Origin of the sequence: Cellulophaga sp. (assembly GCF_039943695.1) — a bacterium.
Taxonomy (GTDB): Bacteria; Bacteroidota; Bacteroidia; order Flavobacteriales; family Flavobacteriaceae; genus Cellulophaga.
This window is the reverse complement of the sequence record NZ_JBDVAA010000082.1, coordinates 1-4,145: the sequence shown is the minus strand read 5'-3', so window position 1 is coordinate 4,145 and position 4,145 is coordinate 1. Positions and strand designations below refer to the sequence as shown.

The 4,145-nt window shown below is 31.1% G+C and carries 3 protein-coding genes and 1 pseudogene; 2 read left to right on the top strand and 2 right to left on the bottom strand.

Going from position 1 to position 4,145, the window contains the following annotated elements; all coding sequences use genetic code 11:
- Positions 1-492: pseudogene (locus tag ABJD66_RS05755) on the bottom strand (lipid A biosynthesis acyltransferase); the annotation flags it as partial.
- 58 nt (positions 493-550) lie between these two features.
- Here ABJD66_RS05755 and ABJD66_RS05750 point away from each other — a divergent pair.
- Together ABJD66_RS05750 and ABJD66_RS05745 are read left to right on the top strand one after the other, a co-directional pair.
- Entirely contained in the window at positions 551-1,198 is a 648-nt protein-coding gene (locus ABJD66_RS05750) for a rhomboid family intramembrane serine protease (RefSeq protein WP_348129222.1), read from the top strand.
- A gap of 116 nt (positions 1,199-1,314) precedes the next feature.
- Entirely contained in the window at positions 1,315-2,952 is a 1,638-nt protein-coding gene (locus ABJD66_RS05745; RefSeq protein ID WP_348129219.1) for a hypothetical protein, read from the top strand.
- Positions 2,953-3,030: 78 nt separating this feature from the next.
- Here ABJD66_RS05745 and ABJD66_RS05740 read toward each other — a convergent pair.
- The coding region (locus ABJD66_RS05740; protein ID WP_348129216.1) for a TlpA disulfide reductase family protein at positions 3,031-4,145 on the bottom strand (1,115 nt) is incomplete at its 5' end.

Here is a 4,145-nt window from a genome sequence, read left to right as displayed (position 1 = left end):
TATAGGAGTAGTGTTCCAACGTGCTCTTAGGTTTCTAATCCATTTATCAAAATACTTATTAGCAATTTTTTGATAAACAGCATAACCTTTTGTATCTATTAAATTATTAATACTAACTAGCCACTCCCAGTTAGCATAATGTGCACATACAATTAGAACGCTTTTATTTTTCTCTATTTGTTTTAAATCTTCAAGATTTACAATTTTAAATCTTTTTTTTACAGCCGCTTTAGATAAGTTCATCGTTTTAACCATCTCCATAAACACATCACACATATGTTTGTAGAAATGAACACAAATAGACTTTAATTCATCATTAGACTTATTAGGAAAAGCAAGTCTTAGGTTATCTAAGACCACTTTTTTTCGATACCCAACTATCCGAAAAACAATAAAGTACATTACGTTAGAAACTCCATAAAATAGAGTGTGTGGTAATATAGAAATAACCCAAAGTATAGGGTAAACTAAAATAAAAACTAGTAGCTGCATTAATAATAAAATTATGCAAATATAACTATATTTGAGGCTAAACTATAGCAGTTAAAAAATGAAATTACACCCAGTTACAATAGTTATTATTGCTTTAAATATAATTTTTACCTTAAAAGGGTTAAAAGACACTTCTTTTTTTGAACGTTACAAGTTTAGTATAGGTGGTATAAAGGCAGGACAAAAAGAGCGTATGTTTACCTCTGGTTTTTTACACGTAGATATTTCTCATATTTTCTTTAATATGTTTACGTTGTACTTTTTTGCTAACGTGGTAATAGCATATTTAGGTGCTTTATATTTTATACTTATATATGTAATTAGTTTATTGGCAGGTAGTTTACTTGCTTTGTTTTTTCATAAAGATGAACCATACTACAGTGCAGTAGGTGCAAGTGGTGCTGTAACAGGTATTTTATATGCTGCAATTTTATTGGAGCCAAATATGCGTTTAGGGTTAATGTTTATACCATTACCAATGCCAGCTTACGTTTTTGGTATAGGGTATTTATTATATTCTATTTATGGGATGAAAAAACGTATAGGTAATATTGGGCATACAGCACATTTTGGTGGTGCAATAGGTGGTTATGTAACTACTTTGTTTTTTATGCCAAGTTTAATTTTTACAGATACACTTGTGGTAATTTTAATGGCAATACCAATTATAGTATTATTTATACTTGATAAATTAGGTAAACTATAGACTTTTATCGGTATAAATGCCTAATACAGCTAAAATATTACTCATAATATAAATTATATACTATTTGGTGTATTTTTGCGTTATAATTATCCCAAATAATTAATAACCTACTTATTATGAAGTTTAGATCTTTAGTATTTTCTATGGCTATTGCCTTAGGATTTGTAGCGTGTAGTGATGAGACTACCGTGTTTAATGAAGCAGAAAAATTAGCTGAGTTAGAAGTAAATCAAGAAACTCTCACAAATAGTATCGATTTTGAAAAAGCCGGTGTACTTGGTGTTTTTGAAGAAGATAAATCAACTGGTAAATTTTCAAAAGAAGAAGATGGCCAAGCTGGTGATTACCCGCTAACTTTAGTTGCACAGGTAAAAGCGCCTACTTATAATGGAAACGCAAACTTAGCTGCCACTCATATTGCTGTAGATGGTGATTATGCTTATGTATCTTATAACACTCAGTTTGACACTTATGGTGGTGCTATAGATATTGTGCGCATTAGTGATCCTCACAATCCTGAAGTAACTGCAAGGTTAAATTATACAAATGCAGACATTAATTCTGTTACCGTATCTAACGGTTATGTGTATGCTGCTGGTAGTGTTGACGCAGAACTATCTGCAACAGCAACAGACAATTCTTTTGTTGCAAAAATAAGTACAAGTAATGGTTCTTTTAATTTAAATGATATAACATACGGTTTTCAACAAGGAAAAGCTGGTACAGACGTATTATCGTTTAATAATAAAATATACGCAACTAGTGGTAAAGAAGGTACTTTAACAGTTTATAGTGCTGCAAATATGACAATTGAAAGTCAGTTTGAGGCTAACGACTTACTTTCTATTGCTACGCACGATAATAAAATAGCTGTTTTAGACGGAGACTTTGGAGTTACTGTTTATAACTCTAATTTAGAAAAGATTAGTACAATTGCTATCAATACAGATTTAGGTATTGGTACTAAAAAAAATATGGACTTTACGTCTACTAAAATTCTTGTACCTGAAGCTAATAAAGGAGTAGGAGTATACAACTTTGCATCAGGAGAACGTACTAAATATATTCCAATTTCTGCTCATCCAGACGCAGACGCTAACGGAGATAATGTAACCAACGCAATTTCTAAAAATGAGAATGTTGTAATGATTGCGAATGGTGCGGCTGGTTTATCGTTAGCTGAAGAAAAAGATGGAGAATTAAGTATTTTTGGAGTTATTGATATTGATGGATCTGTAAATTATGTAACTACCAAAGATGATTACGTATTTGCTGCTACTGGTACAGAAGGGTTACAAATTATAAAATTAAACAGACCTACTACAAGTTTAGAATCTAAATGTACAGGTTTAGAATGGTACAGAGGATCATCTAACTTAACAGTTAATAAAGGTGAAATTGCTCAGTATACAGGGTATACAAGATTTAATTCTGTTACTACTAGCGGAGAATTATTATTATGTGGTTCTTGGTCTACTAGATACAATACAATTGTAGAGGAAGCTGCTTTGTTAGAGATGAGAGGTTCTTACTATATGGCAACAAATAGTAGTAGATCTTCTTTAACAATTAAAAAAGATGCTACTTTTAGAGTAGAAGGCAATTTGTATGTTTACGGTAATGTTATTTTAGAAGAGGGTGCAACTTTAGAGTTTTTAGGAGAAGACTCTGTAGTAAACGTTTTTGGAACAGTAACTAAAGCGCCAACAGCTAAAGTTATTGGTACATACAGAGATGTTAGAAACAAGTTTTAAAAAAGAATAATTACTATAAAAAAAGTCCGAAACTAATTTTAGTTTCGGACTTTTTTATGCAATTAAAATTACAATATATTATTGTAATAACTCTGCTATTTTATTTTCTAAGTCGTCTCCTCTTAGGTTTTTAGCAATAATAACTCCTTTTTCATCTAAAATAAAAGTAGAAGGTATAGAAGTTACATTGTATAATTTAGCAATTTCTTGTACGTCTTTTTCATTGTAAACGTGACTCCAAGGTAAGCCATCTTCTTCAATAGCTTTTTTCCATTCAGTTGCATTTTTATCTAAAGAAACACCAACAATATTTAAACCTTTGTCGTGGTATTTATTATATACATTTACAACATTAGGATTTTCTCTTCTGCAAGGTACACACCAGGCAGCCCAAAAATCTACTATAGTTACTTTACCCAATGCTTTATTTAATGCTAAAGGTGTACCATCTAAACTAGGAGCTGTAAACTCTGGAGCTTTAGCACCAATAGAAGTTGCTTTGTTTTTATTTATTATTTCTAAAACAGATTTGGCTGCAGCAGTTTGCTTAACCTCTTCAGATAAACCGCTAACTAATTCACTAATCTCATCTTCTGTTAAAATTTTGTTCATTAACAGTCTGTTAATAATCATTGCAGATATAACAGCATTAGGATTTGCTTTAGTAAAGTTAATCTCGTAATCTTTACCTTCTTCTTGTATTTCTTTAATTTCGTCTTGTAATGCTTTTACTGTAGCGGTATCCTTAGCCATAGCAGCTTTTTGGTAATCTTGCTGTATAGATTGTACTTTTTCTCCTATAAGTTTAGATCCTTCAATAAAATCTGAAAACATATCATTTTGTGGTGTTCCACTAATAACTACATTTCTTAGACTATCTCTATGAGCAGACATTTCTATTGTTCCGTTTTCAGGAAAAAACATCATATTACCCCTAACCTTATCAATAAATACGTAGTAAGGATCTAAAGTTTTTGGCGTAGGTGTATTAAATACAAACTTTCCTTCTTTAACTGTAACAGTATCTACTTCTTTAATAGAGTTGTTTTCTCCTGCTGTTTTTAAAAACACTTGTGTTCCATCTGCAACATCTCCTCTTAAGGTTCCGTTTAATACAAATGAATCGGTCTTTTCTCCACAAGACACTGCTAATACAGCAATAGTAAGAATAACTAGTAATTTTTTCATTATTT

What these genes read in the sequence shown, in the direction of transcription:
- ABJD66_RS05750 (WP_348129222.1), top strand. Translation starts at nt 551, where the DNA reads ATGAAATTACACCCAGTTACAATAGTTATTATTGCTTTAAATATAATT.
- ABJD66_RS05745 (WP_348129219.1), top strand. Translation starts at nt 1,315, where the DNA reads ATGAAGTTTAGATCTTTAGTATTTTCTATGGCTATTGCCTTAGGATTT.